Source organism: Streptomyces sp. MNU76 (assembly GCF_020982545.1).
GTDB lineage: Bacteria > Actinomycetota > Actinomycetes > Streptomycetales > Streptomycetaceae > Streptomyces.
Window position 1 is genome coordinate 30718 of record NZ_JAJKLK010000027.1, and the last position, 25740, is coordinate 56457.

Annotated in this window: 22 protein-coding genes and 3 pseudogenes; 20 read left to right on the top strand and 5 right to left on the bottom strand. The window is 72.3% G+C overall.

From position 1 onward, the window contains the following. Positions 1–95 precede the first annotated feature (95 nt). A pseudogene (locus E4N62_RS41890) lies at positions 96–251 on the top strand (2-phosphosulfolactate phosphatase); the annotation flags it as partial. Between the two features lie 330 nt (positions 252–581). Here E4N62_RS41890 and E4N62_RS41895 read toward each other — a convergent pair. Next, on the bottom strand, positions 582–1244 hold the full coding sequence (locus E4N62_RS41895; protein WP_230223403.1) for a lysophospholipid acyltransferase family protein: 663 nt from the start codon (positions 1242–1244) through the stop codon (positions 582–584). A 219-nt stretch (positions 1245–1463) separates the two neighbouring features. Between E4N62_RS41895 and E4N62_RS41900 the strand changes: the two genes are divergently transcribed. The 4 genes and pseudogenes from E4N62_RS41900 to E4N62_RS41915 all read left to right on the top strand — a co-directional run bounded on the left by E4N62_RS41900 (position 1464) and on the right by E4N62_RS41915 (position 4067). Next, complete coding sequence (locus E4N62_RS41900; protein WP_230223290.1) at positions 1464–2333, top strand: MBL fold metallo-hydrolase; 870 nt, start codon at positions 1464–1466, stop codon at positions 2331–2333. A 188-nt stretch (positions 2334–2521) separates the two neighbouring features. Continuing rightward, positions 2522–2770 carry a hypothetical protein gene (locus tag E4N62_RS41905; protein WP_230223292.1) on the top strand — a complete coding sequence of 83 codons (249 nt, stop codon included), beginning with the start codon at positions 2522–2524 and terminating at the stop codon, positions 2768–2770. Positions 2771–2842: 72 nt separating this feature from the next. Continuing rightward, positions 2843–3816, top strand: a pseudogene (locus tag E4N62_RS41910) (IS5 family transposase). Further along, positions 3813–4067: a hypothetical protein gene (locus E4N62_RS41915; protein ID WP_230223294.1), complete on the top strand. Its 255-nt coding sequence runs from the start codon at positions 3813–3815 to the stop codon at positions 4065–4067. The pseudogene E4N62_RS41910 and the gene E4N62_RS41915 overlap by 4 nt, the downstream one beginning before the upstream one ends. A gap of 242 nt (positions 4068–4309) precedes the next feature. Here the strand turns inward: E4N62_RS41915 and E4N62_RS41920 are convergent. Beyond that, a pseudogene (locus E4N62_RS41920) lies at positions 4310–4567 on the bottom strand (DNA gyrase subunit B); the annotation flags it as partial. 319 nt (positions 4568–4886) lie between these two features. On the opposite strand from E4N62_RS41920, the gene E4N62_RS41930 reads away from it, so the two are divergent. Continuing rightward, the gene (locus tag E4N62_RS41930; RefSeq protein WP_230223298.1) at positions 4887–5105 is read left to right on the top strand and encodes a hypothetical protein; all 219 of its coding nucleotides are present in this window, start codon (positions 4887–4889) and stop codon (positions 5103–5105) included. Between the two features lie 266 nt (positions 5106–5371). Here the strand turns inward: E4N62_RS41930 and E4N62_RS41940 are convergent, their stop codons facing one another. Next, the gene (locus E4N62_RS41940; RefSeq protein ID WP_230223299.1) at positions 5372–5626 is read right to left on the bottom strand and encodes a hypothetical protein; all 255 of its coding nucleotides are present in this window, start codon (positions 5624–5626) and stop codon (positions 5372–5374) included. 74 nt (positions 5627–5700) lie between these two features. Here E4N62_RS41940 and E4N62_RS41945 point away from each other — a divergent pair, with 74 nt between their 5' ends. The 7 genes from E4N62_RS41945 (at position 5701) to E4N62_RS41975 (ending at position 12119) form a co-directional block, all read left to right on the top strand. Further along, positions 5701–6252, top strand: a complete 552-nt coding sequence (locus E4N62_RS41945) for an RNA polymerase sigma factor (RefSeq protein WP_230223301.1) — start codon at positions 5701–5703, stop codon at positions 6250–6252. Next, positions 6249–7097, top strand: a complete 849-nt coding sequence (locus tag E4N62_RS41950; protein ID WP_230223303.1) for a zf-HC2 domain-containing protein — start codon at positions 6249–6251, stop codon at positions 7095–7097. Before E4N62_RS41945 ends, E4N62_RS41950 begins: the two co-directional genes overlap by 4 nt. 20 nt (positions 7098–7117) lie before the next feature. Continuing rightward, the gene (locus E4N62_RS41955) at positions 7118–7984 is read left to right on the top strand and encodes an ABC transporter ATP-binding protein (protein ID WP_230223305.1); all 867 of its coding nucleotides are present in this window, start codon (positions 7118–7120) and stop codon (positions 7982–7984) included. Then, entirely contained in the window at positions 7981–9531 is a 1551-nt protein-coding gene (locus E4N62_RS41960; protein ID WP_230223307.1) for an ABC transporter permease, read from the top strand. Before E4N62_RS41955 ends, E4N62_RS41960 begins: the two co-directional genes overlap by 4 nt. Further along, the gene (locus tag E4N62_RS41965) at positions 9528–10277 is read left to right on the top strand and encodes an ABC transporter (protein WP_230223309.1); all 750 of its coding nucleotides are present in this window, start codon (positions 9528–9530) and stop codon (positions 10275–10277) included. The genes E4N62_RS41960 and E4N62_RS41965 overlap by 4 nt, the downstream gene beginning before the upstream one ends. 509 nt (positions 10278–10786) lie before the next feature. After that, positions 10787–11080, top strand: a complete 294-nt coding sequence (locus E4N62_RS41970; protein WP_308186190.1) for a VOC family protein — start codon at positions 10787–10789, stop codon at positions 11078–11080. Positions 11081–11195: 115 nt separating this feature from the next. Further along, entirely contained in the window at positions 11196–12119 is a 924-nt protein-coding gene (locus E4N62_RS41975; protein ID WP_230223311.1) for an alpha/beta hydrolase, read from the top strand. A gap of 96 nt (positions 12120–12215) precedes the next feature. Here the strand turns inward: E4N62_RS41975 and E4N62_RS41980 are convergent, their stop codons facing one another. Next, the gene (locus tag E4N62_RS41980; RefSeq protein ID WP_230223313.1) at positions 12216–13142 is read right to left on the bottom strand and encodes a PfkB family carbohydrate kinase; all 927 of its coding nucleotides are present in this window, start codon (positions 13140–13142) and stop codon (positions 12216–12218) included. Between the two features lie 642 nt (positions 13143–13784). On the opposite strand from E4N62_RS41980, the gene E4N62_RS41985 reads away from it, so the two are divergent. From E4N62_RS41985 to E4N62_RS42015, 7 genes are all read left to right on the top strand, one after another. Then, positions 13785–16181 carry a SpoIIE family protein phosphatase gene (locus tag E4N62_RS41985; RefSeq protein ID WP_230223315.1) on the top strand — a complete coding sequence of 799 codons (2397 nt, stop codon included), beginning with the start codon at positions 13785–13787 and terminating at the stop codon, positions 16179–16181. 135 nt (positions 16182–16316) lie between these two features. Next, positions 16317–17402 carry an S-(hydroxymethyl)mycothiol dehydrogenase gene (locus tag E4N62_RS41990; protein WP_230223317.1) on the top strand — a complete coding sequence of 362 codons (1086 nt, stop codon included), beginning with the start codon at positions 16317–16319 and terminating at the stop codon, positions 17400–17402. Positions 17403–17740: 338 nt separating this feature from the next. Continuing rightward, positions 17741–20050, top strand: a complete 2310-nt coding sequence (locus E4N62_RS41995; protein ID WP_230223320.1) for an FdhF/YdeP family oxidoreductase — start codon at positions 17741–17743, stop codon at positions 20048–20050. Positions 20051–20138: 88 nt separating this feature from the next. Then, positions 20139–21893, top strand: coding sequence for a BCCT family transporter (locus E4N62_RS42000; RefSeq protein WP_230223322.1), 1755 nt, complete (start codon positions 20139–20141; stop codon positions 21891–21893). A 216-nt stretch (positions 21894–22109) separates the two neighbouring features. Continuing rightward, positions 22110–22472 carry a bifunctional 3-phenylpropionate/cinnamic acid dioxygenase ferredoxin subunit gene (locus E4N62_RS42005; protein WP_230223324.1) on the top strand — a complete coding sequence of 121 codons (363 nt, stop codon included), beginning with the start codon at positions 22110–22112 and terminating at the stop codon, positions 22470–22472. After that, positions 22469–23632: an FAD-dependent oxidoreductase gene (locus E4N62_RS42010; RefSeq protein ID WP_230223326.1), complete on the top strand. Its 1164-nt coding sequence runs from the start codon at positions 22469–22471 to the stop codon at positions 23630–23632. Before E4N62_RS42005 ends, E4N62_RS42010 begins: the two co-directional genes overlap by 4 nt. Before the next feature lie 130 nt (positions 23633–23762). Further along, positions 23763–24893 carry an aromatic ring-hydroxylating dioxygenase subunit alpha gene (locus E4N62_RS42015; RefSeq protein ID WP_230223329.1) on the top strand — a complete coding sequence of 377 codons (1131 nt, stop codon included), beginning with the start codon at positions 23763–23765 and terminating at the stop codon, positions 24891–24893. A 1-nt stretch (position 24894) separates the two neighbouring features. Here the strand turns inward: E4N62_RS42015 and E4N62_RS42020 are convergent, their stop codons facing one another. Continuing rightward, positions 24895–25641 carry an IclR family transcriptional regulator gene (locus tag E4N62_RS42020; RefSeq protein ID WP_230223405.1) on the bottom strand — a complete coding sequence of 249 codons (747 nt, stop codon included), beginning with the start codon at positions 25639–25641 and terminating at the stop codon, positions 24895–24897. Positions 25642–25740 lie beyond the last annotated feature (99 nt).

The following is a 25740-nucleotide window of genomic DNA, read 5'->3' on the forward strand; positions in this document are numbered from 1 at the left end:
TCACGTGGGGACAGGCCCCGGGCCCACCGAATTTCTCGACGCCCCCGCAGCTCAGCCACCTGGCGCCACCGCCCGCGACACCCCCGCCAGGAGCGTCTCAGGGTGTGCGCCAAGGGGCCCATCCCGATGACGTCGCGCTCTGCCTGGAGCTCGACCGGTTCCGGTTCGCCATGGTGGCGTCCATGGAAGGTTCGCTGATGGTCCTGCGGCCGTTCGCCGCGCCTTCGCCGAGCGAGGACACTGCGGTCTGACGCGGACCCGCACGCTCGTCACGGGAGCCGTGCGGGCCCTGGCGTCAAGGCCGTGACGCCCGTTCGGCAGTCCGGGTGCGGCGGTGCGTTCCGGAGCGGCGGCAGGGGGAGGGATGCGGTGCGTCAGGTCCCCAACTCCCACCCGGGACCGGCCTCGCCCAGGGCGGCCGGCCCGACTGCGTACGGGACGACGAGGGGACCGTGAAGGCGGTGCCGCCGCCCGGGATGAGTGCCTGGTGCGGGCGTGGCGTTCCCGATGGAGCAGCACATGAAGTACCGGCGGGTTGGGACGGTCACCGAATAGTCAGCCGTGCAGGCTGGGACGGGGCGTCACGCGGCGAGCGCGGCCGGTTCGCCGAGGCGGGCCGCGGCCGTGCGCCAGGCGGCGGTCACCGCCGCGTGCGCCTGGCGGGTGTTCGCGGTGTGATCGGCGATGAGGGAGAGCGGCGCCCCGACGTGGACGTGGAGTGCGGGACGGCGCAGGGGCGCGGTGAACAGCCCCGCCAGCTGTTTGGCCGTACCGCCGGAGGTGACCCGGCGGGCCCCGGCCTGCCCGACCGGGACGACGGGCGCCCCGGTGCGTGCCGCGAGCCGGGTCAGACCGCTGCGGAACTCCTCGGGCGCGGCTTCGGCGGCGTCCTTGCGGACCGGGATCCCGCCCTCGGCGTAGATGAGGACCGTCCGGCCCCGCGCCAGCGCGTCGGCGGCGAGGTCGAGCGCGTCGGCGGCGCGCGGGTCCCTCCGGTACACCGGGATGTACCCCTCGCGGGTGAGCGCGCGGCCCAGCAGCGGGATCCGCCACAGACCCGCGGCACCCATGGCGACGGGCTCGACGCCGAGGCGGTGCAGCGCGGCGAGCACGATCGCGGGATCGGCGAGCGAGGTGTGGTTCGCGACGACGATGCTGCCCGGCGCGCAGACGGAACCGGTATCGGTGGTCACCGTGAGACGTCCGACGGCGGGCACCAGGACGTCGGCGAGGCGGCTGAACATGAGGTCTCTCCCGATCTCGACGAGGAAGACCCCCATCGTCGGGGCGGCCGCGGCACCGGATCTTGAGTGCGCGTACTCAACTTCGACGGCGCCGGTACCCATTCGACGGCGTCGATACCCGGAGACGGTGCCGCGTCCGAGATCACCTCGTGCACACCGAGATCGTCACGGCATGCGGCGAACCGCCGCCTGCGTACAGGGCATGGCAGGATCGCGGCCATGCCCATCAGCGTTCCCCGCCTCCGGATCGGCTCGACCGAGATCATCGCTCTGGCCGACGCCGAGGGCCCCTTCTTCTCCCCGCGCACCGAGGCCTTCCCCGAGGCAACGGCCGCTCAGTGGGCCGAGGCCGACCGCTACGACCCGGGCGCGGTCGACGCCGAGGGCCGCTGGTGGCTCCGGTTCCGCGCGTACGCGATCCGCAGCGACAGGGGCCTGACCGTCGTGGACGCCGGGATCGGTCCGGCCGACAGCCCGGCCGGTTCGTGGGCGCCCGTGCCCGGCGTGCTCCCCGAGTCGCTCACCGCCGCGGGCATCGACCCGGCCGACGTCGACACGGTGGTGCTCACACATCTGCACACCGACCACGTCGGCTGGGCGGTCGTGACGGAAGCGGCCGTCCCCTCGGCGGGCGGCGCCGTGGACGGCAACGCCTCGACCGGCGGCTCGGCCAGTGGCCGCCGCCCCTATTTCCCGAACGCCGAATACCTGCTTCAGCAGGCCGAGTTCGACGTCCTCGACGTGCTCAACCCGCACCTTCGCGATACCCTCACCGACCCGCTCCTGGCGACCGGTCAGCTCCGGCTCCTCGACGGGGACACGGCGCTGCGCGCCGGGCGCGTCGTCGCCACGCCCGGTCACACGCCCGGGCACCAGAGCGTGCTGGTCGCCGACGGACGTGAACGGGCGCTCGTCACCGGCGATCTCCTGGTGCACGCACTCCAACTGCTCCATCCCGAACTCGCCTACTCGCACGAGACCGACCCTGAGGCGGCCCGGCACGCGAGGGAGCGCATGCTCGACCGTGGAACCGCCACCACGCTGCACCTGGCGACGCCGCATCTGACGGAGCCGTTCATCTCGGTGTGACGGCGTGAGCGGACGTCGGTGGAAGTACGTAGCGGCATACGTAACTCGCTGAGCAGGCGCTCTCCGCCCCGTACGCCTCGGTTGGCCTCCCCATATGCCTTTGACCGTCGATCAGATGACCGGATATGTGGAGCGCGGGCTGGACGCCGATCTGGCGCGCTGGTTCCCCGACGAGGAGCGCGTCGACGTTGCCGCGTCGACCCGCCCGGTCGCCCCCTTCCTCACCAGACTCCCGCCCGCCCGCCGCCGCGACCGCGCCGGCCGCGTTCGACCGCAGGGTCCGCTCGGGAGCCATGGCGCGGTTCCTCGACATGTACGACTGGTCGTACGCCTTAGAGTTCGAGGAGAACGGCGAGGTGATCCTGGACTCCGACCACGAGACGGAACTCTCCGACGACGACATGTGGTCCATCGGCTGCGACGGCGGAGGCAACTAGGGCCTGTATGGAGTTGTGATCTCGTGAGCCCCCGGCCTGGGAAAGCCGGGGGCCCTGGGGTAAAACGGTGGGGTGTCTCGACCTCAACTTTCGGATGCCGAGTGGGAGTTCGTCTCCCCGTTCCTGCCGGTCGGTGAGTATGGGCCGTACCCGGAGAATCTGCGGGCGCACTTCGAGGGCATCGTGTGGCGGTTCAGGAACGGGGCGAAATGGCGGGAGTTGCCCGAACGGTTCGGGCGCTGGTCCACCGTTTACGGCCGGTTTCGGCAGTGGCGGGATGCCGGGGTGTTCACCGCGGTGTTCCAGGGTGCGATCGCCGAGGCGGCGAAGCGGGGCCTGGTGGACTTGTCGCTGGTCAGCGTGGACTCGACCACGGTCCGGGCCCATCATGATGCTGCCGGGATGATCGTGGAGCCCGAGATCCTGGACGTGCTGGAGAAGGCCGCCGCGGAAAAAGGGGCGCCGGCCAGGAACAAGACGGGCAGCTGGACCCGGAGCGGGAAGAACGACGACGTGTGAGGCGTCGCCGCAGGGCCCGGCTCGCCGCTGCTGACCTGGGGCGTTCCCGCGGCGGACTGACCACGAAGACGCACCTGTCCTGTGTGCCGCAGTGCCTGCCCCTCTCACTGAAGATCACTGCGGGGCAAGCCGGGGACAGTCCGCAGTTCATCCCCGTCCTGAACAAGATCCACGTCCCCGGCCCGGTCGGCCGGCCCCGCACCCGGCCGGACGCAGTCGCGGGCGATAAGGCGTACTCGTCCCGCCAGAACCGTTCCCACCTGCGCAAACGCGGGATCAAAGCGGTCATCCCCGAGAAGAAGGATCAGGCCGCCCACCGCAAGAACCGTGGCTCACGCGGCGGACGGCCCGTCACCTGGGACAAGCAGTTGTACAAGCTCCGCAACAGCGTCGAACGCACCATCAACAAGATCAAGGACTGGCGTGGCCTCGCCGTCCGCTACGACAAAAAGCCTGAAAGCTACCAGGCCGGACTCGAATTATGCGCCGGCCTCCTCTGGATCCGACACCTCGGATCACAGCCTTGATCACAACTCCATACAGACCCTACTACGTCGTCCTCACCAGCGGTCGCGTCGCGCTGTGGTTCCACGAGGAGCAGGTCATCGAGGCCGACACGCAGTACGACAACCTGGACGTCTTCCTGTGGTCGGTCGTCCGGTACGCCGCCGTGCGCGCCGGCGTGCTCGATCCGGCCGCCGTCGAGGCCGACTTCCGCTCCCTCGGCCGGCCCGGAGCCCTGGCCCCGGAGATCGGACTCCTCGCCCTGATGCCCTGACTCTCGGCGACCTTCGCATCCGACCAGCCCTACGGGCGTGTTTCGGAAGTCCCTTCTGCTCTGCGACGCCCGGCACGCTCCCCCAGTCTCGGCTGGCGCTCGACCGGGAGGTACCCCCACCGCCGCACCGGACGAAAGGCCAAGTACACCCAGTACGAGGCCTTTCGTCCGGCGCGCCGAGAGCACGCACCGGACGCCGCAGAGCCGCCCTTCGGGCGACGAAGGGACTTCCGAAACACGCCCTACGTACCGGTCCGCCGCAGGACGCGGTCGACGACGGCTCCGCCCTGTTCCGGATGGGTCCTCAGCCAGGTGCCCAGGTGCTCACGGACCGCTCGCGCGACGCCGGACCGTACGTCCGCCCCGCCGAGCGTTCCACGGGTGGAACCGAGGAACTCGGGCCGGTCCAGCCTCACCGACACCACCGCCGTCAGGCCTTCGGCGATCCGGTCGGCGTCGAGATCGGGGGCCGACGCGGCGAGCATCCGGCCCTCGCGCGCGTACGCGTTGAGCGGTTCCGATTCCCGGGCGGGGCCAGGGGGTGTACCCGGTCTCCCGCAGGACCGTGTTCACGCCGTCCAGGAGGTCGGCGCAGAAGGCGTTGCGGATGCTCGCGAGGAGGACGCCCAGCGTGTACGTACGGCCCCGCATGCCGCGCGCCGCCGCATGCGGGCGGTAGCCCAGTTCGGCCATGGCCGTCCGCACCCGGTCGTGCATCGCCGCACCGGCATGCCTCGTCGGCGTTCCGGAACGTTACCCGTACGCCTCTTCCCCCGTACCGACACTCCGGCCCCCGGAGGAGGGACCGCGGGCTTCCCGGTGGACTTCACGATCCAGACCCGCCCCGACGGCTCCAGCACGTACACCACCGTCCGCACCGTCACCGGGCAGGCCAACCCCGACGGCCGCGTCCAGACATACGGCTTCAGGACCACGACCGACCGGTACGTGCGGCTTCAGGCCACGCGGCTCGGCACCCCCGCCACGGACGAGTCCGCCAAGTACCGTCTGCAGCTCGCGGAGATCCGCGTCGGCTGACCGACCCGGCCGCTCCGGCGAAGGGCTCCCGCACGAGGACGTCTCGTGCGGGAGCCGCTCCCCTGGAGTGAGATCGCCGGGCAGGCTTGCGTTTCGAGGCCGGCTCTGCGGCAGGAATCGCGTCTTTCCCCTCTTCAGCCCGAGTCTGCGCGATGCAGACAGAGGACGGCCTGAACGAGGCTCGTGGTGCGGGTGGTCGGGCAGCACAGCTTGCGCGGGTACCGCCAGGACCGTGCCGTCGGCTCACGGACCTGTCTCGGAGCCGCTCACCGCACGCCCTTGTGGCCACGCTGGGGTGTCGGCTGTCGGCTGAGATTGAGGACCTTCTCGATGGTCTGGGGGTCGTCGGCGCCGCGGAAGGCGGGAGCAGGCCGGGCCTCGGGTCCGATGTGCAAGCCGGCCTGTCCGTCGAGCGAGATCTCGGTGGCGGCGAAGACCGACGACCGGGCGGCCGACGAGGCGGCCTGATCGGCGTCGCACTCGAAACGAGCCGCACCCCTCGTGCGGGAGCCGTTCGTCATGGTCGACTCCCGTTCCGGGGAACCTCGTTCGTCGCGGTGTGAACCGTTGGGGGCACCTCGTCCGATGAGGGGGTGTGAGCGAATTGAAACGGGGGAGTCCGGGCGACGCCGAGCTGTTGCGGGCGGTCGCGGACGGGGATCGTCGCGCCTTCGAGGAGCTGTACCGCCGGTACGCGCCCTGGCTCGTGCTGCGGCTGCGCGGACGGTGCGCCGACCCGGTGCTGGTCGACGACGTCGTCCAGGAGACGTTCCTCGACGTCTGGCGGGGAGCCGCCCGCTACCACCGTGAAGGCGACGTGGCCGGCTGGCTGTGGCGCATAGGGTCGCGGCGGCTGGTGGACGCGCTGCGGGGCGACGGGGCCCGGAGCCGACTGCGCCAGATGCTCGCCCGGCTGCGGCAGCGTGATGAGGCGTCGGCCGAGGAACAGGTGCTGGCCCGGGTGCAGCACGGCGACCTCGCCGGCTCACTCGCCGGACTCTCCCCGGAACTGCGGGCGGTCCTCCAGGCCACCGTGATCGACGGCCTGACGACACGTGAGGCGGCGGTCCTGCTCGGCATTCCCCCGGGCACGGTCAAGACCCGGGCCATGCGCGCCCGGAAGCAACTGAGGGAGGGCCTCACATGAGCTGGCACGCCGACGACGAGGACCTGCGGGGCTACGCCCGCGGAACGCTCGCGGCCCCCCGGCTGTGGTCCGTCGAGACGCACCTCGCGGCCTGCGCCGACTGCCGGGCCGCCCTCTCGGCCCACGTCCCGCCCGCCGAGATCAGCGCGGGCTGGGCCCGGCTGGAGGCCGCGCTGGACGCCCCGAGGCCCGGCCCCGTCGAGTCGTCGCTGATCCGGCTGGGGGTGGCCGACCACACCGCGCGGCTGCTCGCCGCCACCCCGGTGCTGCGCCGCTCCTGGCTCGGCGCCGTGGTGCTCACGCTGCTGCTCGCGGTCGGCGTGGGCCTGGCCGCGTCACCGCTGATGCTCCTGGCCACGGCGCCGCTGCTGCCACTCGCCGGGGTCGCGGTCTCCTTCGGGCCGGGGCTCGACCCGACGTACGAGACGGCCGTGGTCGCGCCGATGCACACCTTCCGTCTGCTGATGGTGCGGGCGGTCGCCGTGCTGGCGACGACGACGGCGCTCAGCGCGCTGGCGAGTCTGGCCCTGCCGTCGTACGGCCTGGCGGCGCTCGGCTGGCTGCTGCCGGCGCTCGCGCTGACCGCGACGGGCGTCGCGCTGACCGCCCGGCTCGGTCCCGTCCTCGCGCCCGTGCTGGTCGGGGCCGGCTGGACCGCCCTGGTGGTGCTGAGCCGACTGCTGGCGTCCGGGACGCCGCTGCCCTTCACCGCGCAGGGCCAGGGCGCGGCGGCCGGTATCGCGGTGCTGGCGTCGGTGCTGCTGGTGGCGGCACGGGACCGCTTCGACAGCGGCCGCGCCCAGGGCCCTTTCCTCCGCTCCCCCCGACGTTCTCGATCCCTCTGATCCACAGCCTGGAGGCTGTCATGACACGACCCACGGTCTCGGCCGCCGGGCTGACCCTGAGCTATCGCGGTACGAGAGCGGTGGACGACGTGACGCTGCGGTTCACCGAAGGGGTGACGGGACTGCTCGGCCCCAACGGCGCGGGCAAGACGACGCTGCTGCGGATCCTGGCGACGGCGACGCCCCCCGACCACGGCGCGTTCACCGTCCTCGGGCACGATCCGAGCACGGTCCACGGACGGCAGAACGCGCGCAGGGCCCTGGGCTATCTGCCGCAGAACCCAGGATTCCACCCGGAGTTCACCGCCTTCGAGTTCATCGACTACGTGGCGATCCTCAAGGAACTGACCGACCGTCGCGCCCGCCACGCCGAGGCCCGCCGGGTCCTGGACGCGGTCGGCCTCGCGAGCGAGCGCGGCAAGCGGATACGGCGGCTCTCCGGAGGCATGCGACAGCGCGTCGCCCTCGCGGCGGCCCTGGTCGGCGACCCCGGCTTCCTCGTCCTGGACGAGCCCACGGTCGGACTGGATCCCGAACAGCGCATGCGGTTCCGGGAGTTGATCGCGGAGGCCGGCGAGGGCCGGACGGTGCTGCTGTCCACCCACCAGACCGAGGACGTGGCGATGCTGTGCCACCGGGTGGTGGTGATGGACAAGGGCCGCGTCCGGTTCGACGGTACGGCCGCCGAGCTGACGGCGGTGGCGGACGGCCGGGTGTGGCACAGCGGGCAACGGCAGCCGGGCGCCAGAGCCGGATGGCGCACCGGGACGGGCGAGTTCCGCAACGTAGGGGATCCGCCCGAGGGCGCCCGGCTGGTCGAACCGACGCTGGAGGACGGCTATCTGCTGACGCTCGGCGGCGACCCGGTGGCGGAGGTGACGGCATGACGGCCATCACCGGCAGCCGCGCGACCGCCCCGAAGCCGACGCCGCGACCGAAGCCGGATCCGGTACGGGTCCGGGGCGGCCGACGGGCCATGCTCGCGCTCGCCCGGGTCGAGGCACGGCGTCTGCTGCTCCACCCCCTCGTGCTGATCGCCCTGTTGGCGTATCTGACCCTCGTCCTGTGGCCCGGCGCCGAGCCGGAGGACGCCCATCCGGTCCTCCAGGACATCGACCGCGAGACCCAGTTCGGACAGCTGCTGCTCGGGCTGGCGGTGCTGATCGCGGTGAATCTGGCGGTGCTCCGCTCCCACCGGCGCGGCACGGACGCGTCCTTCTCGGTGCTGGTCCTGCCGCCGTGGCGGCGCACGGTTGCCCATGTGCTGTCCGTGCTGCCGACCGTCCTGGTGGGAGCGCTGATCGTGGCCGGACAGTTCACGGCGGCGGCGCTGAAACCCGGGGCGGTCGGCCACGGTTCGGTGTCCGAGCTGGCGACTGGTCCGCTGCTGATCCTCCTGCCCGGCGCCGTGGGAGTGCTGCTCGCCCGGGTCGCCCGGTCGGCGTTCGTCGCCCCGCTGGCCGTGGTCGCCGTCCTGGCGCTCACCGTGGTCTTCGTCGCCGACTCCAGCAGCCCTGCCTGGCTGCGGGGGCTGGCCCCCGTGGTGTTCGACGAGGGTGCCAGGCCGCTGCCGTCCGACCTGCTGGGCAGGCCGGCGGCGGGCCACGCGCTGTATCTGCTGGCGCTCGCGGTCCTGGTGACGGCGGGTGCGGTGCTGCTGAGCGGGGGCCGTACGCGCGCGGTTCGGGCCATCGCCCTGGGCGCGCTCGGAGTGACCGTGCTGGCCGTCGTCCTCCAGGGGATGGCGCCCTCGGACGCGGTGCGCGCGGCCCGGGAGGCGGCGACCCGTGACCCGGCGAAGGTGCAGGACTGCGAGCGGCACGGGACCACGACGTACTGCGCCTTCCCCGAGTTCACCCCCTGGATCGACGACTGGGCCCGGGTCACCGGCCGGGTGCGAGCGCTGGCCGGCGCACCGGACGCGGAGCGGGCACTGACCGTACGGCAGCGGGTCGCCGCGCTCGACGGGCCGTCGGGTGTCAGGGAGCTCGCGCCCGCCGCGCCCGGTGAGGTGACGGCCACCACCGCGTGGGGCGGTGAACGGGAACTGGAGTTCGCGGCGGGCGTCGCCCGGGGCCTCGTCGTCGGGCACGAGCGCTACGAGGGTGCGTACTGCGACGCGCGGGGTGTCCTGATGGTGTGGCTGGCGGTCCGCGCCACCCGGGACGGCGAGGCCCTGTTCGAGAGGACCGGCGACGACTACAACAGTCCCGGAGTGATCCAGGCCCTCGCGACCGTCGTCGCCCTGCGGGGCCGGGAACTCGCCGTCGTCCAGGCCCTGTTCGCGCGGCCTCGGGGAGAGGTGGAGCGCGCGGTGAAGGCGTCCTGGGCGGAGCTGTCCGCTCCCGGTACGACCACCGACCGTGCCGCGGCCCTGCTCGGCGTCACCGCACCGGCCGAGACCGCCGACGACCGGGAGTACCAGTGCGCATGACGCGAGATTCCGTGCGCATGGCGGCGCCTGTGGTGCGCGACGGTCGGCGGCTTCCGGTGGTCGTGGCGCTGCTGCGGCCCACGGCGCGGTCGCTGCCGTGGAGGACGGCTGCCGCCGGCTGGGCACTGGGGCTGGTCATCGCCGCCGTACCGGCCCTGTTCTCCCTGGGCCTCCCCGCGGAGGTGCTGGTCGATGTGGTGCGGATGGCGGCGCTGTGCGGGGCGGTGGGGACCGCCTTCGTCCTGGACGATCCGGCCCGGCACACCACCGGCGTCCCGCCCGTGCCGCGTCCGCTGCGCCAGGCGCTGCGTGCGGCCGTCGTGTTCCCGGCGGTCGTGGTGTGGTGGACAGCGGTCCTGGCCGTCGCACGGGCCGGCGCCGACCCCGCGCACCGGGCCGCGCTGCCGTCGGGTGCGGTGACCGTCGAGGCCGCCGCCCTGTGCGCCGCGGCGCTCGCCCTCGCCGCCGCGGCGGTGCGGTTCGGCCAGGTACGCGCACCGGGGCCCGCCGTGGCCGGCGCCGTACTGGCGCTCCCGATCATGGCGGGTGTCCTCCTGCCGCCCCGCTTCGCCCTCTTCGTGTCCCCGCTCGATCCCCGCTGGGACGACGCGCATGTGCGGTGGGCGGCCGTTCTCGCCACGGCCCTCATCGCCTGGCTGCTGTGCGCGCCGGAGCCCCGCCGCCGACATGGGCGCCCGCGCCGCCGCCGTCCCGGCTCGGGCGGTGGCGCCCAGGCCACCGCGTAGTGCCGGAGGGCCGGTTCCAGCAGGCCGAACGCATCGGCGGTTTCGCTCGCGACGACTGCGGGGATGTCGTCGTTCGAGCGGCCGGCGAGGGTCAGCTCCTGGACGCGGTGGAATCAGGACGTGGCGCACCGCGGAGAGGAGGGCCGTGGCGGTGCGCGCGGTGATGTCGTCGGGGGAGGAGCCGGTGGCCTCGGCCAGTGCGATGGCGAGTGCGTCCTCGCGCCGGTCGTGCAGGGTGCGCAGGCAGGCCGAGAGGGTCGGACTCTCATGGACCATCCGGGAGAAGCCCGGGCCGGTGAAACCGATGCCTGGGTCCTGGGCGGCGACCCCGGCCTCGAAGGCGCGGCGCAGCGCGCAGAGGGCGGACTCCCCGGCGGGACGGGCGCGCACGGCCTCGGCCAGGCCCGCGACGAACGCGTCCTGATGGGCGAGGGCCATGTCCTGCTTGCGCGGGAAGCAGTTGCGGTGGAGGCAGTGATCTGCACGCGGATATTTTCGAGGGGGAGCGCATGGCGGCAGACGGCTTCTCCTCGCTGGGCCGTTCCGCCGCCGCCGATATCGTCCTGCCGCGTCGCGGCACGGAGGTCCGGCCGGCCGATCAGCGCGACCAGCGCGCCGACGGGCTCATCCTCGCGCTCACCCTCGACTCGGGCATCGATCTCGAAGAGGACAGACTCCGGGCCGCGGGCGTCGACATCACCCTGCCGCTGCGGGAAGAGCCCTGGGGCGAGCGCCTCTTCCAGATCACCGACCCCAACGGTGTGGTCGTCCAGTTCGTGGAATGGGCGGCGCCCGCTTCGTGACGCTCGTTCACCCGCCCGCGGCGGCCCGGGTGCGGGCATCGGCGGGACGGGGGACCCTGACCTCGGCCGGTGGCCGCAGGTACCCGCCGACACTGAGCCACGGAGGAGAACGCCCATGACCGGACCGGCCCTCGAGTCCCCGCACGGGGCACGCCGGATCACCCTGGACGCGGCCGGACTGCCGCTCTCCGCGCTGATCGGCGAGCCGCCCGGCGGCTCCCCGCGCGCCGTCGTGGTCGCGGTGCACGGCGGCGGCATGAACGCGGGCTACTTCGACTGCCGGGCCCATCCCCAGCAGTCGCTGCTCACCCTGGGGGCGAGCCTCGGCCACACCGTCCTGGCCGTGGACCGGCCGGGCTACCGGCACTCCGCCGCCCGGCTGCCCGAGGGCCAGGGCCTGGCGGAACAGGCCCTCTCGCTGCGCGCGGCGCTGCGCGACTTCACCTCCCGCCACGACACGGGCGCCGGCCTGTTCCTGCTCGCCCACTCCTACGGCGGCAAGGTGGCCCTCACCGCGGCCGCCGACCCCGGCCCGCCGCACCTGCTCGGGATCGACATCTCCGGCTGCGGCCATCTGTACGCCGTCGAGCCGCACGAACTGCCCACCGCCCACAACGGCGGGCAACTGCGCCGGAGTTGGGGGCCGCTGCGGCTCTATCCCTCGGGCACCTTCCGGGAGAGCGGCTCGATCGTCGAGCCCGTGCCCGCACTGGAGCGTGCCGAACTGGCCCGCTGGCCGCTGCTGTTCCGCTCCACGGCTCCCCGCGTCCGCGTGCCGGTACGGCTGACCTTCGCCGAGCACGAGAGCTGGTGGCGCCATGACGACGAGGCCCTCGACGATCTGGTCGCGCACTTCACGGCCGCCCCGCGGGTGAGCGTCGAGCGTCAGCCGGGGGCCGGACACAACATCAGCCTCGGACGGGCCGCCCGCGCCTACCATCTGCGCGCGCTCGCGTTCCTCGAAGACTGCCTGGCGGCCCGCGAGACGGCTCCCGCTCCCCAGGCCGTCCACCCCCTCCCGTCCACCGTGGCCTCCTGACCGGCCTCGTACCTCCCGCGGGTGTACGCACCGACGCGGGTGAGCGGGAGGTCGGGGCTGACGGCCGGCGCGCCGACCGCTGTCATGGGCGTCGGCTCACCCCTCGCGCAGCCACGCCCGTGTCCCGAACGACGCGCACGCCCGCGAGGCCACCGCCGTCGCTTCGCGCAGGGCCTCGACGAAAGCGTCCGACGTCAACGCGGTGTGCCCCGCGAGGCCGTGGACGAGGGCCCCGTGCAGGACGTCACCCGCGCCCAGCGTGTCCGCCACCCGTACCGCGGGGACGGCCACGGTGCCCCCGCCGTCGGGGCCCGCCCACATCAGGGACCGCCCGCCCCGGCTGACCGCCGACCGGGAGATCCCGTGGTCCCGCAGGAACCGCAGGATGTCGGCGGGCGTGCTCCTCGTCGTGTCCGTGCCGGGCGGGCGGAAGTCCTCCGAGCACACGGCCACGTCGATCGACGGCAACAGCCGCTCCGTCCCGGCCTTCCAGCTGCCGCCGTCCAGCACGGTCCGACGGCCGGCGGCCCGCGCCTCCCGGGCGGCGGCCACGGCCAGTTCCATGTGGTGGCCGTCGAACTCCACGATGTCGCAGGCCGCCACCAGCGCGGCGAGGTCGTCCGGCGGGTCGACCCGGTGTCCCGTCGCATTGGTCGAGGCGACGGCCCGATCGCCGCTCGACGCGGTCACCAGCACGGACGACACGGCGGGCGGCTCGACCCAGTCGGCCGCCAGGTCCACCACGGTCACGCCCAGTCGGGCCAGGTCCGCGGTGACGGCGGCCCCCAGCGGATGGCGGCCGATCGCCGTGAGCAGGGTGGCCGAACCGCCCAGATGGGCGAACGCGACCGCCGCGTTCGCCGCGGGACCGCCCGCCGCCACCAACTGCTCGCGTGCCGTCAGTTTCTCGTTCGCCCCCGGCACCCGGTCGACGAGCTGCACGACGTCCAAGGTGCACAACCCGACGAACAGGCCGCGGCGCCGCCCCCGAGCCTCCCCCGCGCAGCCCTTCGACTCCACCAAGGTGTCCCCACTCTCCGCCGGGCCCGCCGAGCAGGCGGCACTCGGGCGTCCGGTCGCGTCGATCCCCTCGATCCCCGTAGAGCGGACGGTACGCCCAGTGCGGAAGTACTGCCGCCGTTCGGCCCCCGGGGGCCACCTCGCCCAGCAGCTCGGCCGCCTCCCGCCGGCGCTCCCGCCACTCCTCGGTGTCCCCGGCGCAGGCGCGGACGTAGGCCGGTGTCAGCGCCAGTGTGGGCAGCCGCTGTACGGACGTGGCGGAGGAGAGGGCCGAGATCGAGTAGTGCGCCCGGTACGCCAGTCTCCGGTACGGCGGATTCCCGGCCTTGTGCCTCAACTGCCGCCCGCCTGCGGCGAATTCGACCAGCAGACTGTTCTCCGTCGTCCAGCGGTCGGAGCCGCCATGTCTCGAGCACCCGGCTCCACCGCCCGCCTCGGCGAGAACACGAGGCGAGCGCGGCCGCCGGACGACGTCGCAAGCGGGCATCCGGGGGCACGGGACGTGGCAGGGTAGGAGCGCGGGTGCGCCGGGTGGTCGCGCGCCATGCCTGGCGCGCCCGGCGCACAATGAAGCTTGGAAGAGTGCCCCGCAGTCGATCTGTGAGCCCAGGGACCACGGCTCCGGTCGTACGGAGAGAAGGAACGATGGGCGAGCACGGTGTCGCCACGGCCGCGGTCGACGCCAGGGGACTGGTGATCGCGTGGAGCGCCGGCGCGCGACGGGTGCTCGGCTACGAGCACGGCGAGGTGCTCGGCCGCCGCGCGGCCGACCTGCTGGCCCGGGCGCTGCCCGCGGCGGCGCGCAGCCGTCTCACCGAACCGGCCGACTGGCACGGCCCCGTGCACGCACGGCACCGGGACGGTCACGACGTGGAGCTGGAGCTTCAGGCGCATCCCCTGCTGGACTCCGCGGGCCGGACGCAGTGGTTCCTGACGGCCACGGTGCCGGAACCCGCCGCCCGGCTGCGCCGGTGGGCCCTGGACCAGCTCCCCGTCCCGATCGCGCTCTTCGACCAGGACGGGCTCGCGGTGACGGCGAACTCGGCCATGGAGCGGGTGATGGGCAGGCCGCAGCAGGACCTGCTCGGCCGGCGGGTGGGGGTGTCCGTCGACGGGCAGCGCCGGCTGCCGGGCTTCGAGGGCCTCGACGACGTGGTGCGGCGGGTGCTGCGAACGGGTGAGCCGATGCCGTACGAGGCATGGCTGCGCGCACCGGGTGAGGCGCACGAACACGCGTGGCTGGTCTCCCTCAGCCCGTTGAAGGACGCCGCCGGCGAAGTAAGGGGCATGTGCCTGGCGGCGATCGACAGCACGGAGCAGTTCCTGGCCCGCCGACGACTGAGCATGCTCAACGAGTCCAGCAACCGGATCGGCTCCACCCTCGACGTGTCCCGAACCGCCGAGGAACTCGCCGAGGCGTGCACGGACCATCTGGCCGACTTCGTCATCGTGGACCTGCTGGACTCCGTGCTCGCCGGTGAGGAGGCCACCCCCTCGCCCGATGCCGACCGGCTGGTCTTCCGCCGCGCCGCCCACCGGTCCGTGCTGGAGGGCTGCCCCGAGGCCGTAGTCCCGGTCGGCACCCGGCACACCTACGACGAGGGGTCGCCGTCGGGCCGCGCGCTGGCCACCGGGCGCGCCCTGCTGTACGAGGCCGACGACGTCACCAGGCTGCGCTGGGCGGGGGGCTCACCGGAGCGGGCACGCAGCATCGAGGTCCACGGCATCCACTCGATGATGGCCGTGCCCCTGCGCGCCCGCGGCCTCACCCTCGGCCTGTCGATCCTCTCCCGGCATCGCACGGCCGAGCCCTTCGGCGAGGACGACCTGCTGCTGGCCGAGGAACTCGCCGCCCACGCCGCCGTCTGTGTCGACAACGCGCGCCGCTACACCCGCGAGCGCGCCATCGCCCTCGAACTGCAACGCAGCCTTCTGCCGTACCGCGCGCCCCGGCAGGCCGCCGTCGAGGTCGCCTCCCGTTACCAGCCGGCCAGTACCCGCGCCGGCATCGGGGGCGACTGGTTCGACGTCATCCCGCTGTCCGGAGCCCGGGTGGGGCTGGTCGTGGGCGATGTCGTCGGCCACGGCGTCCAGGCGTCCGCCACCATGGGCCGGCTCCGGACGGCCGTACGCACCCTGGCCGACGTCGACCTCGCCCCCGACGAGCTGCTCACCCAGCTCGACGACATCGTGCTGCGGCTGGACTCGGAGCGGACGGCGGACGAGGCCGAGGACGCGGACACGGAGAGCCCGGGCGAGATCGGGGCGACCTGTCTGTACGCCGTGTACGACCCCGTCGCGCGCCGCTGCTCCATGGCCCGGGCGGGCCACCCGCCGCCGGCCCTGATCGCCCCGGACGGCGAGGTCGCCTTCCTCGACCTGCCGATCGGGCCGCCGCTGGGCGTGGGCGGGCTGCCCTTCGAGACCGCGGAGTTCGACGTCCCCGAGGGCAGCGTGTTCGCCCTGTACACCGACGGCCTGGTCCAGGCGGCGGGCCGCGATCTGGACGATGGGCTCGACCGGCTGCGCCAGGCACTCCGTGGCACGGGCCGTCCGCTGGAGGAGACCTGCGACGGAGTCCTGGGGAGCCTGCTGACGGACCGCCCCGTCGACGACGTGGCCCTGCTGCTGGCCCGGACCCGGGCCCTGGACGCCGACCGGGTCGCCGTCTGGGACATTCCCGCCGATCCCGCGTCCGTGGGGCGGGCCCGCAAACTGGCCTGCGACCAGCTCGCCGCCTGGAGGCTGGAGGAACTCACCTTCGTCACCGAACTCGTCGTCAGCGAACTGGTCACCAACGCCATCCGCTACGGGGGACCCCCGATCCAGCTGAGGCTGATCCGTGAGGCCACCCTCATCTGCGAGGTCTCCGACTCCAGCGCCACCGCTCCGCACATGCGCCGGGCCCGTGCCTTCGACGAGGGCGGCCGGGGTCTCCTGCTCGTCGCACAGCTCACCCAGCGCTGGGGCAGCCGCCACACCCGCACGGGCAAGATCATCTGGGCCGAGCAGGCACTCACCGACGAGGAGCGGGGCGCGTAGCTCCCGCGCGACGCGGACGACCGTGGAACTTCTTGACCCCCGGTCGGCACTCCACGATGCTGTGTTGCGGTACGCGCTATGCGTATCGCGATGAGAAACATCAGACGCAGGTCTCGTACCAGCCGAGGAGTGGCCATGGCTCACCAAGTCCGTGCTGTCGTCGCGCGGGGCAAGGGTGCCCCCGTCAGCCTGGAAACGATCGTCGTGCCGGACCCCGGGCCGGGTGAGGCGCTGGTGAAGGTCGAGGCCTGCGGGGTCTGCCACACCGATCTGCACTACCGCGAGGGCGGGATCAACGACGACTTCCCCTTCCTGCTCGGCCATGAGGCGGCCGGTGTGGTGGAGTCGGTGGGGGAGGGGGTCACGGATGTCGCGCCCGGTGATTTCGTCATCCTCAACTGGCGTGCGGTGTGCGGCAGTTGCCGGGCCTGTCGGCGTGGTCGCCCCTGGTACTGCTTCGCCACCCACAACGCGACGCAGAAGATGACCCTGCTCGACGGCACCGAGCTCTCCCCGGCGCTGGGCATCGGCGCCTTCGCGGAGAAGACGCTCGTTGCCGCGGGCCAGTGCACCAAGGTCGACCGGGCCGCGTCGCCGGCGGTGGCCGGACTGCTGGGCTGCGGGGTGATGGCGGGCATCGGGGCCGCGATCAACACCGGGAACGTCGGCCGGGGCGACACGGTCGCCGTCATCGGCTGCGGCGGCGTCGGCGCCGCGGCGGTCCTCGGATCCGAGCTGGCGGGCGCCGCGAAGATCATCGCGGTGGACATCGACGACCACAAGCTGGAGACCGCCAGGAAGCTGGGCGCCACCCACGCCGTCAACTCCCGCGAGACCGACGCCGTCGAGGCGATCCGTGAACTGACCGGTGGTTTCGGCGCCGACGTCGTCATCGAGGCGGTCGGCCGCCCGGAGACCTACAAGCAGGCCTTCTACGCCCGTGACCTGGCGGGCACGGTCGTCCTCGTCGGCGTGCCGACTCCGGAGATGAAGCTCGAACTGCCCCTCCTGGACGTCTTCGGCCGCGGCGGCGCCCTGAAGTCCTCCTGGTACGGCGACTGCCTGCCCGACCGCGACTTCCCCATGCTCATCGACCTCTATCTGCAGAGGCGCCTGGACCTGGACACCTTCGTCACGGAGACCATCGGGCTCGACGACGTGGAGAAGGCCTTCGAGCGGATGCACGGCGGCGACGTCCTGCGCTCGGTGGTGGTCCTCTGACGGGCGCGTGACAGAGCGGACCGCGGCCACGTCGGCGTAGCCGCGGAGCGCGACGGACGAGCCGTGGTCGGACGCCCGACCACGGCTCGTCGCCGTGTCCCGGCCCCCGAGCCGCGGTCGGCCGGCGGCGCGTCCGGCCGTGGCGCCGCGTGTCGATCCGCTGCCGTGCCGGTCTTGACAGGGAGCGCGCGTCACGCTTTCTTGTTCTCGTTGCGTATCGCGGCACTGTTGTGCAGTTCGCAACTCTGATGTCCGGCGGCGGCCCGCCCGCCGGGCCGAGAGGCCCGGCGACACGGAACGGCTCCGATTCCCCTACATCCCGGAGTGTGGCGCTTCAGATGACTCGCAACGCACCTGTCGAGGACCCCGGCGACGCCCGGCTGCGGGTCGGCCCCCCGAAGGAGTACGCCGCCGGCATCCCCGCGGTCACCTCCTCCCTCCGGCACGCCGGCGAGCAGATGGGCGCCCGCCGGGGCCTGCTCACCCTCCTCCGGGTCAACCAGAAGGAGGGCTTCGACTGTCCGGGGTGCGCCTGGCCCGAGCCGGAGCACCGCCACCGGGCGGAGTTCTGCGAGAACGGGGCCAAGGCCGTGGCCGAGGAGGCCACCGTCCGCCGGGTCACCCCGGACTTCTTCGCCGAGCACACGCTGGAGGACCTGCTCCCCGGCAGCGACTACTGGCTCGGACAGCAGGGCCGGCTGACCCACCCCATGTACCGCGCGGCCGGCGACGACCGCTACCGGCCGATCTCCTGGGACGACGCCTTCGCCGTGATCGCCCGTGAACTCGCCGCGCTCGACCGGCCCGACCAGGCCGCCTTCTACACCTCCGGCCGGGCGAGCAACGAGGCCGCGTTCCTCTACCAGCTCTTCGTACGGATGCTCGGCACCAACAACCTGCCCGACTGCTCCAACATGTGCCACGAATCCAGCGGTTCGGCCCTGACGGAGACCATCGGGATCGGCAAGGGCAGCGTCACCCTGGAGGACCTCCACGACGCCGACCTCATCCTCGTGGTCGGCCAGAACCCCGGCACCAACCACCCCCGGATGCTCTCCTCGCTGGAGACCGCCAAGCGCCGGGGCGCCCGGATCATCGCGGTCAACCCCCTGCCCGAGGCGGGACTGCTGCGGTTCAAGAACCCCCAGAAGCCCTCCGGCGTCCTCGGCGGCGGCACCCGCCTGGCCGACCGATTCCTGCAGATCAGGCTCGGCGGGGACCAGGCGCTCTTCCAGGCCTTCAACCGGATGCTGCTGGAGACGGAGGACGAGGCCCCCGGCACCTGCCTCGACACCTCCTTCATCGAACGTCACACGCACGGCTTCCAGGAGTTCGCCGAGCACGCCCGCAAGGCGCCGTGGGACGAGATCCTCTCCGCCACCGGTCTGCCCGAGGAGGAGATCCGGGCCGCCTTCGGCGAGGTGCTGGCCGCCGAGAAGATCGTCGTCTGCTGGGCGATGGGCCTCACCCAGCACAAGCACTCGGTCCCCACCATCCGGGACGTCGTCAACTTCCTCCTGCTGCGCGGCAACATCGGCCGCCCCGGGGCCGGTCTCTGCCCGGTGCGCGGCCACTCCAACGTGCAGGGCGACCGCACCATGGGCATCTACGAGAAACCGGACGACGCGTTCCTCGACGCGCTCGGCGCCGAGTTCGCTTTCACGCCCCCGAGGCGCCACGGCCACGACGCGGTCGAGAGCATCCGCGCCATGCGCGACGGCGACGTACGCGTCTTCGTCGCCCTCGGCGGCAACTTCGTCGCCGCCGCCCCCGACACCGACCAGACCGAGCGGGCCCTGCGCAACTGCCGCCTCACCGTGCAGATCTCCACCAAGCTCAACCGCTCGCACGTCATCGCCGGCGACCAGGCGCTCATCCTCCCGTGCCTCGGCCGGACCGAGGCCGACCTGCGGCCCGGCGGGCCCCAGCTCGTCACGGTCGAGGACTCCATGGGCATGGTGCACCTCTCCCGAGGGCGACTCGCCCCCGCCTCCGAACACCTGCTGAGCGAGGTCGCGATCATCTGCCGGATGGCACGGGCCGCGCTCGGGGAAGCGGGCGCGCACATCCCCTGGGAGGACTTCGAGGCGGACTACGACACCGTTCGCGACCGCATCGCCCGCGTGATCCCCGGCTTCCAGGACTTCAACCACCGGGTGCGACGGCCGGGCGGCTTCGCCCTGCCCCACCCGCCCCGCGACGAACGCCGGTTCACCACCGCCACGGGTCTGGCCAACTTCACCGCCAACGCGCTGGAGAGCCCTCACGTGCCACCGGGCCGGCTGCTGCTGCAGACGCTCCGCTCCCACGACCAGTACAACACCACCGTCTACGGCCTGGACGACCGCTATCGCGGCATCCACCAGGGCCGCCGGGTCCTCTTCGTCAACCCCGACGACCTGGCCGACCGCGGCCTGGCCGACGGCGACCTCGTCGACATCGTCAGCGAGTACGACGACGGCGTGGAACGCAGGGCGTCGGCCTTCCGCGTGGTGCCCTACCCGACGCCCCGCGACTGCTGCGCCGCCTATTTCCCCGAGACCAACGTCCTGGTCCCCCTGGACTCCACGGCGGAGATCAGCAACACCCCCACGTCGAAGTCGATCGTCGTCCGTCTGGAGCCGGTCGCCACCTCGGCTCTTCTCTGAAGCGCCCCGCGTTTCCCTGCCTTCTCGGTCGCGCAGCCGTCGTCCGCGACAGAGAACGTTCCCTGCCGTCTGTGGAAAGGACGAGCTGATGAGCACAACCCGCGAACGGAAGGGGAGCCCAGGTCTTCCCGTCGGGGAGGATCTGCCGGGAGGCGGTGCGGCCACCGCCCGTCCCCGGACCGACCCCGTCGTCTTCGGTGTCGCCGCGGTCCTCACCCTGGCCTTCGTCGTGTGGGGAGCCACGGCGACCGACACCCTGGAGAGTGTGTCCGGGAAGCTGCTGGACGGCACGATCCGCAACGGCGGCTGGGCCTTCGTCCTCGCCGCCTCGGGCTTCGTGGTCTTCGCCCTCTGGCTGGCGATGAGCCGCTACGGGCGGATCACCCTCGGAAAGGAGGGGGAGGAGCCGGAGTTCCGCACGGTGTCGTGGATCGCCATGATGTTCAGCGCGGGCATGGGCATCGGCCTGATGTTCTACGGCGTGAGCGAGCCGCTCTCCCACTTCATCACGCCGCCGCCGGGCACCGACCCGGCCGACGCCAACCAGGCCATGGAGACCGCCATGGCCACCACCCTTTTCCACTGGACGCTCCACCCGTGGGCGATGTACGCGGTCGTGGGTCTCGCCATCGCCTACAGCACCTTCCGGCGCGGTCGTCGCCAGCTGATCAGCGCGGTGTTCACGCCGTTGCTCGGTGAGAAGCGGGTGAACGGATGGCCCGGCCGGGCCATCGACACCCTCGCCATCTTCGCCACCCTCTTCGGCTCGGCGGCGTCCCTGGGGCTCGGCGCCCTCCAGATCGGCAGCGGCTTCACCGGACTGGGCTGGCTGGGATCGGCCGGCACCGGACTGCTGGTCGTCGTGATCGCGGTGCTGACCGTGGCGTTCGTCGCCTCGGCGGTGTCCGGGATCGAGAAGGGCATCCAGTGGCTGTCCAACACCAACATGGTGCTGGCGGTGGGGCTCGCCCTCTTCGTCTTCCTGGTCGGCCCGACCATCTTCATCCTCGACCTGCTGCCCACATCCGTCGGTGCCTTCTTCGGCGACCTGGCCCAGATGGCGGGCCGTACCGAGGCCTCCAGCGGCGAGGGCGTCGCCGACTGGCTGGCCGGCTGGACGGTCTTCTACTGGGCGTGGTGGATCTCCTGGACGCCCTTCGTCGGTATGTTCATCGCCCGCATCAGCCGCGGCCGCACCGTCCGGCAGTTCGTCGGCGGCGTCATCCTGGTCCCCAGCAGCGTCAGCCTGCTCTGGTTCGCGGTCTTCGGCGGCTCGGCGATGCACCTGCAGGACTCCGGTCGGCTGAACGACGCCGCGACCGCCCAGGGGCAGCTCTTCGACGTGCTCCAGCAGTACCCGATCGCCACGGTGACGAGCATCGTCGTCATGATCCTCGTCGGCATCTTCTTCGTCTCCGGGGCCGACGCCGCCTCCATCGTGATGGGCACGCTCTCGCAGCGGGGCTGCCTCGAACCGTCCCGTGGCGTCGTGGTGTTCTGGGGCGTGCTGACCGGAGCGGTCGCCGCCGTCATGCTGCTCATCGGCGGCGGCAAGGGCGACGCGCTCACCGGGCTGCAGAACCTCACCATCCTCGCGGCGGCACCCTTCACCCTCGTGATGATCGGGCTGTGCGTCGCGCTCAACCGGGATCTGCGCCACGATCCGCTCATCATCCGCGGACGCATGGGCAAGGAGGCCGTCGAGACGGCCGTCATCGCCGGCCACGAGAAGTACGACGGGGACTTCGAACTCCGTATCGGCCCCGCCACGTCCGCGGACGGCACGGAGCCCGTACCGCCCCAGCGGGCCGAGGAGTCCGCGCAGTCCACCACCGCCGTCTGAGACCGGCGCACCCGCCGCCCGGCGGGGTCGTGGCACCGCCCCGCGCGGCCACGGCCCCGCCGGACTTGCGTTGTTCTATGTGAGGCGAGTTGTGGATGCCGCAACGTGAGAAGTGGCCCAGAGGTGCCCTCTGGATGCCTTGACAAGGGTTCGGGGCGACCTCAGACTGATGTTGCGCTTACCGCAATCCGTTTCGCTATATGCACCCGAGGTGTCATGATGATTCCCGCGTGCCGTCTCGCGGATCTCCCGCGAGGTGAGGCCTTCCGGCTCGACATCGACCCGCCGGTCTCGGTGTTCCACACCGACGACGGCGAGGTCTTCGCCATCGACGACACCTGCACCCACCAGGACGCCTCGCTCGCCGACGGCTGGCTGGAGGGCTGCGAGGTGGAATGCCCGCTGCATGCCTCCAAGTTCGACCTGCGCACCGGCGCGGTCGACTCCCCGCCGGCCAAGCTGCCGGTGCGGACGCACGAGGTCGTCGTCGAGGACGGCATGATCTACGTCCGGCTCTCCATGGACGCCCCGAACCTGCCGCCCTGCATCTCCGCCAGGCTCGCCGGAGGTCCCGCGTGAGAACCGTCGCCGTGGTCGGCGCCTCCCTCGCCGGCCTGTCGGCGGCGCGCTCCCTGCGCAAGCAGGGCTTCGACGGGCGCCTGGTCGTCATCGGCGACGAACTGCACCGCCCCTACGACCGGCCCCCGCTCTCCAAGGAGTTCCTGGCCGGCACCCTGGGCGAGGCCGAACTGGCCCTGGAGACGGACGGCGAGGACCTGGCGGCCGAGTGGCTGCTCGGCACCCGCGCCACCGGACTCGACCACACCGCGCGCGCCGTCCGCCTCGCCGACGGGCATGAGGTGCGCGCCGACGGCTTCGTCATCGCCACCGGCGCCGTCGCGCGGGCCCTGCCCGGCTCGGAGGGCCTCGCCGGAGTGCACACCCTGCGCACCCTGGACGACGCCCGCGCCCTGCGGGACGAACTGGCCCGCGGCGGACGCCTGGTGGTGATCGGCGGCGGCTTCATCGGCGCCGAGGTCGCCTCCACCGCGTACACCCTCGGCCTGGAGGTGACCGTCGTCGAGGCGGCCTCGACCCCGCTGGCCGGACCGCTCGGCGGCACCATGGGTGCCGTCGTCTCCGGCCTCCACGCCGACCACGGCGTACGCCTGTTGTGCGGCGTAGGGGTCAAGGGCCTGAGTGGCGAGCACCGGGTCGACGCCGTCCTGCTGGAGGACGGCCGCAGCATTCCCGCCGACATCGTCGTCGTCGGCGTCGGGGCCCGGCCGTGCGTCGAGTGGCTGGCCGGTTCCGGTATCGCGCTGGACAACGGCGTGAAGTGCGGCGCCGACGGCCGGACCAGCCTCGCCGGGGTGGTCGCGGTCGGCGACTGTGCCAACTGGTACGACCCCCGTGCGGGCCACCACCGCCGCGTGGAGCACTGGACCGGCGCGCGCGAGCGGCCGGAGGCCGCCGTCGCCACCCTGCTGGCGGGGGGCGCCGTCGAGCCCGGCGTGCCCAGGCCGCCGTACTTCTGGTCGGACCAGTACGGCGTCCGTATCCAGTTCGCCGGCCACGCGGCCGAGGCCGACAGTGTCACCGTCGAGGCGGGCTCGGCCGAGGGTCGCGACGTCCTCGCCGTCTATCGGCGCGCAGGGCGGCCCGTCGCCGTGCTCGGGATGAACCAGCCGCGGCTGTTCATGCGGGTGCGCAAGGAGCTGGCCGCCACCACGTCTTGACACCGCCCCGGCGTCACCCCATGCTGCGGTTGCCCACAGCGCGCAGCGTTGCTCCATGCACAACGCCGACCGGAGGCGTTCCTCCCGGCGTCCGCCTCACCCCTCCGCGACGTTCCCCGAGGAGTGCCTCGTGACCTCGACCGGTCTGCCCGACAGCCTGATCGCCACTCTCCCCGGCTCCTCCTACACCGATCCGGTGGTCTTCGCCCAGGAGCAGGAGCACATATTCGAGACCATGTGGTTCTGTGTGGCCCGCGCCTCCGAGCTGGCGAGGCCCGGCGCCTTCCGCACCGTCGACGTGGGCCGCGAGAGCATCCTCGTCACCCGGGCCCGGGACAACTCGATCCGCGCGTACTTCAACGTCTGCCGGCACCGCGGGGCCAAGCTCTGCACCGAGGAGTCGGGCGAGGTCAAGCGGGCCTTCCAGTGTCCGTACCACGCCTGGACGTACGGTCTGGACGGCAAGCTCGTCGCGGCGCCCAACCTCACCAAGATGCCCGACGTGGGCCGTAGCGAGTACGGCCTGGTGAGCGTCGCCGTGCGCGAATGGCTCGGTTATGTCTGGATCTGTCTCGCGGAGAACCCACCGTCCTTCGAGGAGGACGTCATCGGTGAGGTCGTCGAGCGGCTCGGCGACGTGGAGTCGATCGAGCGGTACGGCATCGGCAACCTGTCCGTGGGGCGCCGGATCACGTACGACGTGAAGGCGAACTGGAAGCTCATCATCGAGAACTTCATGGAGTGCTACCACTGCGCCACGATCCATCCCGAACTCACCGAGGTGCTGCCGGAGTTCGCGGACGGGTATGCCGCCCAGTACTACGTGGGCCACGGCGCGGAGTTCGGTGCGGAGGTCCAGGGGTTCACCGTCGACGGCTCCGAGGGGCTGGACCGCATCCCGGGCGTCGCCGAGGACCAGGACCGCCGCTACTACGCGATCACCGTCCGGCCGCAGGTGTTCATCAACCTCGTGCCCGACCACGTGATCTTCCACCGGATGTACCCGATGGCGGCCGACCGCACGATCGTCGAGTGCGACTGGCTGTACCTGCCGCACGTCGTCGAGAGCGGCAAGGACGTCAGCCGGTCCGTGGAACTCTTCGACCGGGTCAACCTCCAGGACTTCGAGGCATGTGAGCGGACCCAGCCCGGCATGAGCTCCCGGTTGTACGCCAAGGGCGGCGTGCTGGTGCCCAGCGAGCACCACATCGGCGCGTTCCACGACTGGGTGAACGAGCGCCTCGGGACTTCTCAGGGGTGAATCAGCCCAGGAACCCCATCCGGTGGCTGATCTCGGCGGCGCCATCGAGCAGCACCGGGGACAGTTCGTGCAGACGCTCCTCGGTGAATCGGTAGGCGGGTCCGGAGGCGCTGAGGGCGGCGATGACCTCGCCGTCCCGGTTTCGAACCGGTGCGGCGATCGCGTGCAGGCCGATCTCCAACTCCTCCAGGGTGAAGGCGTAGCCCCGCTCCCGTGCCGCGGCGAGGTTCTTCTCCAGCTTCGTCTTCGCGGTGATCGTGTGCGGGGTGACCTTCTTCAGGCCCGGATCCGAGAGCAGCGCGGCGCGCTCCTTCGCCGGAAGGTGGGCCAGCAGGATCTTGCCGCTCGACGTGGCGTGCAGGGGGGTCAGTTGGCCCACCCAGTTGTGCGCGGTGATGGCCCCCGGTCCACGCACCTGGTACAGGTTGATCGCGTAATGCTCCTGCATCACGGCGATGTTGACCGTCTCGCCGATCTCCTCGGCCAGCCGCTCGCAGACGGGGCGGCCCTGCTGGGTGATGTCGATTCGACCCGTGACCGCGCCGGCCAGCCGCACGATGCCGAAGCCGAGCCGGTACTTGCCGCGTTCGCCCGCCTGTTCCACCAAGCCGCGTGCCTCCAGGGCGCCGAGGAGGCGGAAGGCCGTGGACTTGTGCACCTCGATCTCCGCCGCCACCTCGCTGACACCTGCTTCGCCGCGCTGGGCGAGGATCTCCAGGACGCTGATGGCGCGGTCCACCGACTGCACACCGCCCGCGCCGGCGTGTGAATTCGACGTTTCCGTGTCAAGGCTGTAGTTGCTCACAGTGCAACTATACGCGCAGTAAACAACGCACCTGCAAGTAAC

Excerpts from the sequence above, each read along its gene's own strand:
- E4N62_RS41985 (WP_230223315.1), top strand. The coding sequence starts at position 13,785 with ATGGGCGAGCACGGTGTCGCCACGGCCGCGGTCGACGCCAGGGGACTG.
- E4N62_RS41900 (WP_230223290.1), top strand. The coding sequence starts at position 1,464 with ATGCCCATCAGCGTTCCCCGCCTCCGGATCGGCTCGACCGAGATCATC.
- E4N62_RS42005 (WP_230223324.1), top strand. The coding sequence starts at position 22,110 with ATGATGATTCCCGCGTGCCGTCTCGCGGATCTCCCGCGAGGTGAGGCC.
- E4N62_RS41970 (WP_308186190.1), top strand. The coding sequence starts at position 10,787 with ATGGCGGCAGACGGCTTCTCCTCGCTGGGCCGTTCCGCCGCCGCCGAT.
- E4N62_RS41975 (WP_230223311.1), top strand. The coding sequence starts at position 11,196 with ATGACCGGACCGGCCCTCGAGTCCCCGCACGGGGCACGCCGGATCACC.
- E4N62_RS41995 (WP_230223320.1), top strand. The coding sequence starts at position 17,741 with ATGACTCGCAACGCACCTGTCGAGGACCCCGGCGACGCCCGGCTGCGG.
- E4N62_RS41990 (WP_230223317.1), top strand. The coding sequence starts at position 16,317 with ATGGCTCACCAAGTCCGTGCTGTCGTCGCGCGGGGCAAGGGTGCCCCC.
- E4N62_RS41965 (WP_230223309.1), top strand. The coding sequence starts at position 9,528 with ATGACGCGAGATTCCGTGCGCATGGCGGCGCCTGTGGTGCGCGACGGT.
- E4N62_RS41940 (WP_230223299.1), bottom strand. The coding sequence starts at position 5,626 with ATGACGAACGGCTCCCGCACGAGGGGTGCGGCTCGTTTCGAGTGCGAC.
- E4N62_RS41955 (WP_230223305.1), top strand. The coding sequence starts at position 7,118 with ATGACACGACCCACGGTCTCGGCCGCCGGGCTGACCCTGAGCTATCGC.
- E4N62_RS42000 (WP_230223322.1), top strand. The coding sequence starts at position 20,139 with ATGAGCACAACCCGCGAACGGAAGGGGAGCCCAGGTCTTCCCGTCGGG.
- E4N62_RS41950 (WP_230223303.1), top strand. The coding sequence starts at position 6,249 with ATGAGCTGGCACGCCGACGACGAGGACCTGCGGGGCTACGCCCGCGGA.
- E4N62_RS41960 (WP_230223307.1), top strand. The coding sequence starts at position 7,981 with ATGACGGCCATCACCGGCAGCCGCGCGACCGCCCCGAAGCCGACGCCG.
- E4N62_RS41895 (WP_230223403.1), bottom strand. The coding sequence starts at position 1,244 with ATGTTCAGCCGCCTCGCCGACGTCCTGGTGCCCGCCGTCGGACGTCTC.